This is a genomic window from Streptosporangium sp. NPDC003464 (assembly GCF_053588315.1).
Map to the genome: position 1 here is coordinate 1 of NZ_JBSFPS010000458.1, position 4,003 is coordinate 4,003.

The 4,003-nt window shown below is 68.7% G+C and carries 4 protein-coding genes; 3 read left to right on the forward strand and 1 reads right to left on the reverse strand.

Annotated elements, in window-relative coordinates:
* Together ACWDS7_RS47065 and ACWDS7_RS47070 are read left to right on the forward strand one after the other, a co-directional pair.
* Nucleotides 1-670 (forward strand): ABC transporter ATP-binding protein (locus ACWDS7_RS47065; RefSeq protein ID WP_451934607.1); only part of this gene is annotated, 670 nt, incomplete at its 5' end.
* Nucleotides 671-748: 78 nt separating this feature from the next.
* Nucleotides 749-1,243, forward strand: coding sequence for an ABC transporter permease (locus ACWDS7_RS47070; RefSeq protein ID WP_451934608.1), 495 nt, complete (start codon nucleotides 749-751; stop codon nucleotides 1,241-1,243).
* A gap of 344 nt (nucleotides 1,244-1,587) precedes the next feature.
* Here ACWDS7_RS47070 and ACWDS7_RS47075 read toward each other — a convergent pair whose 3' ends face one another.
* Complete coding sequence (locus ACWDS7_RS47075) at nucleotides 1,588-2,076, reverse strand: Lrp/AsnC family transcriptional regulator (RefSeq protein WP_451934609.1); 489 nt, start codon at nucleotides 2,074-2,076, stop codon at nucleotides 1,588-1,590.
* 584 nt (nucleotides 2,077-2,660) lie between these two features.
* On the opposite strand from ACWDS7_RS47075, the gene ACWDS7_RS47080 reads away from it, so the two are divergent.
* On the forward strand, nucleotides 2,661-3,872 hold the full coding sequence (locus ACWDS7_RS47080) for a S53 family peptidase (protein WP_451934610.1): 1,212 nt from the start codon (nucleotides 2,661-2,663) through the stop codon (nucleotides 3,870-3,872).
* Nucleotides 3,873-4,003: the final 131 nt, after the last annotated feature.

Below are 4,003 nucleotides of genomic sequence, written 5' to 3' on the forward strand. Positions count from 1 at the left end.
CGTCGAGGCCGGGGAGATCGTGGGCTTCCTGGGCCCCAACGGCGCGGGCAAGACGACCACCATGCGCATGCTGACCACGCTGCTGCGCCCCACCGGCGGCACCGCCACGGTCGCCGGGCACGACCTGCTCACCGATCCCCGGGCCGTGCGGCGGCACATCGGCTACGTGTCCCAGCACGGCGGGATCGGCCCGGCCGACCCGGTGGGGGAGGCGCTCGAACTCCACGCCCTGCTGTACGGCATGCGTCCGGCCGAGGCGCGTGAGCGGATCGGCGAGGTGCTCGACGGCTTCGGCCTCACCGGGCTGGAGGCCCGCCCGGGCGGCGCGCTCTCCGGAGGCCAGCGCCGCCGCTTCGACCTGGCCTTCGGGCTGGTCCACGGCCCGTCGCTGCTCTTCCTCGACGAGCCCACCACCGGCCTCGACCCGCAGAGCCGGGCCAACCTCTGGGACCACGTCAGGCGCCTGCGCCAGGAGCGCGGCCTCACGGTCTTCCTCACCACCCACTATCTCGACGAGGCGGACGCGCTCGCCGACCGGTTGTTCGTCATCGACCACGGCGTGATCGTCGCCGAGGGCACCCCGGCCGAGCTCAAGGGCGGCTCCGGCACCCTCGACGACGTCTTCCTGGCCATCACCGGCCGCTCCCTGAGAGAGGAGCCGGCCCGATGAGCATCCTCCGCGACACCTGGCTGATCTTCCGGCACCACGTCCGGATCTCCCTGCGGCAGAAGGGACGCCCGGTCGGGCGTGCTGGAGCGGCTGCGGGTCACCCCGGCGCACCGGATGGCCCTGCTGCTCGGCCGGGTCCTGGGCAGCTCGGTCACCCTGCTGATCCAGTCGGTCATGCTGATCGTGGTGGGCTACGCCTTCGGCATGCGCGCGGCGCTCCCCGGCGTGCTGGCCGGGCTCGTCCTCATGGCGCTGCTGGGGGTGAGCCTGGCCGCCCTGTCCAACGCGGTCGCGCTCACCATGAACCCCGACCTGTTCGCGCCGGTCATGAGCACCGCGGTCGTCCCGCTGGTGCTGCTGTCGGGCGCGTTCCTGCCGATGTCGATGGCGCCCGGCTGGCTGGACGCGCTGTCCCGGCTCACCCCGTTCCGCTACGTGCTCGAAGCCCTGCGCGAGCTGTTCGACGGGCACTACGCGAGCTGGACCGTGGCCGCGGGCGTCGCCGTGACCCTGGCCCTGTCGCTGGTCTGCGTGACGGTGGGCACCCGCGTCTTCAACCGCGAGAACGCCTAGACCCTCCACTCAGGCCGGCGCCACCAGGGGCAAAGTAGCTGTGAGTGATCGGCTTCCGTCGTCTGGCAGGGGCTCCCCACAGCATCGTTCCTGTGCATCGACCTGCCGGAGAAAGAGGCGGTCGCGGATGACTCCGGACCGCCGCAGCTTTCCATACTGATCAAGGACTCTGCCCGGAAGCTCTGACCCGGTCTTCTCCGGTTGCTTCACCCTTGGGCGCATGGACCCGAGTGGAGGACCAATATCGGGAACACGGCCACATGTCAATGAAGTCATTCTTCAGGTGAATGAGGATTCTGATCCCGTTCGCATCATCTCGGCCCGCTCCAACACGGACAAGACCATCAGACCTCGTTGAGACGGACCCCCGTAACCACACGCGGCGGCCGTCCCGGCAACGGCCGGGGGGGGACGGCCTGCTTCATGACGATGGTCGAGTTGAGGCCGCGGACCCCTGGCAGATGAATGAGTACGGACTCATACAAGTGCTGGTACGACGCCAGATCGGCGCTTACCACGCGGATCAGATAGTCCGGTTCGCCGCACAGCCTCTGCGCCTCGATGATCTCCGGGATCTCGGTGAGTGCCGCGTCGAACTCCGGCACCACATCAGGCCGGCTGAGCGTGGCGAAGAGCAGGACCTGGAACCCGTATCCCATGGCCGCGGCGTCGACGACCGCGCGGTAGCCGCGGATGATTCCGGCCTTCTCCAGTTCACGGACGCGTCGCTGGCACCTGGAGACGCTGAGCCGGACCTTCTCGGCCAGATCGGTGAGAGTGATCCGCCCTTCGGACTGAAGGAGGGCAACAATCGTGCGATCTATGACATCCATGATCGAAAAACTTAGCGGCAGAGGTCCTTTATAGGAGCAAAACTCGCAAACCTATTGCCTCTCTTCCTGACTAGCATTCCTCTCGACGAGATCCACTAGGACCTCGTCCTCAACCCGGACGAGGAAGCACGTACCGTTCGCTTCCCTCGCCCGGGAGTTCGCGCGGAACAGCACCACGTAGCTCGCAGGGCACCGTCGAGCCTCCGGCGACGCGTTCGCGATACCGGATCGCGGCCCGGCCGACCGTACCCGGCGAGCGACGCCGTACCACCCGCACCGCATCGACGCATGCCCCTTGAGCGTCCCGGCGCACAGCAAGCGGCATCACCCTCGCGTACGCGTACCACCGCATCACAGCACATCGCCGGAAACGCCCGTACGACAACCACGCCCCGCGCGTGATCCGCACCACGCACCCGTTCCACCCTGCACCGCAATCGCAGCACAGATCCCAGCACTGTCTCGCGCGAACAAGCCCCCGGACACACCCCGACCGGGCGGTCTCACCCCCACGACTTCCTACCGGAGGTAGCATCACCGTGCGCAAAACCACACCGAAGGCGCTCCGCCGCGCCGGCTTATCCATGGCCGCCGTCGCCGCCCTGGCGCTCTCCGCCCTCACCGCTACACCCGCCACCGCCCAGCGGGCCGCGCCCGGCAAGGACGAGGTGCAGACCGCCCGCGCGTGCGCCACCCCCAAACACGCCAAGCAGATGGCCTGCCTGGCGCTCAGGGTCACCGGCGGGAAGATCCCCGTCAAGGCGATCGGCCCCAACACCTCACTGGCCGCACCCAACGGCTACGGCCCATCCCAGCTCCAGTCGGCCTACAACCTGCCAGCCAACGGCGGCGCCGGCATGACGGTAGCCATCACCGTCGCCTTCGACTACCCCACCGCCGAGCAGGACCTGGCCGTCTACCGCTCGCAGTTCGGTCTGCCGGCCTGCACCACCGCCAACGGCTGCTTCAAGAAGGTGAGCCAGCGGGGCAACACCAATGACCTGCCCGCCCCCAACGAGGACTGGGCCATGGAGGCGGCGCTCGACCTCGACATGGTCTCGGCGATCGCCCCCAACGCCCACATCCTCCTGGTGGAGGCCGACTCCGACTACGCGGACGACCTCGGCGAAGCCGTCAACCAGGCCGTCAAAATGGGCGCCAAGTACGTCTCCAACAGCTGGGGCGGCGATGAGTGGGAGGACGCGCCCACCTACGACGAGCTGTACTTCAACCACCCGGGCGTGGTCCTCACCTTCGCCTCCGGCGACAGCAGCTACAGCGACCCCTGGTTCGGGATCCCCGTGCTGTGGCCGGCGTCCTCCAAGTACGTCACCGCGGTCGGCGGTACCAGCTTGAAGCCCGACTCCAGCAAACCCCGCGGCTGGTTCGAGGGGACATGGAACGGCGCCGGGTCCGGCTGCTCGGGCTACCAAACCAAGCCGACCTGGCAGGCCGACACCGGTTGCGCCAAGCGCACCGTGGCCGACGTCTCCGCGGTGGCCGACCCGCGAACCGGCGTCGCCGTCTACTACAACGGCGACGGCCTGGGCTGGGGAGTCTTCGGCGGCACCAGCGCCTCCGCGCCGATCATCGCGGCGGTCTACGCGAACGCCGGAACCCCGTCCCCCGGCTCCTACCCGGCCTCCTACCCGTACGCCCATCCCTCGGCGCTGAACGACATCACCACCGGCGCCAACGGCTATTGCGAGCCCCGCTACCTGTGCTGGGCCCGCACCGGCTACGACGGGCCGACGGGCCTGGGCACCCCCAACGGCCTGACCGCGTTCAGGGGCTGACAGTCCCACACTTCCTCCGGCGATGACGATCCGGGGTCTGGGGAACATCGGAACCGAATCGTGCGCTTGTATGCTCAGTGACGGTCTACCGCAGATGACTGCCGAGTACTGCGGCTTCTGGCCTCACACTC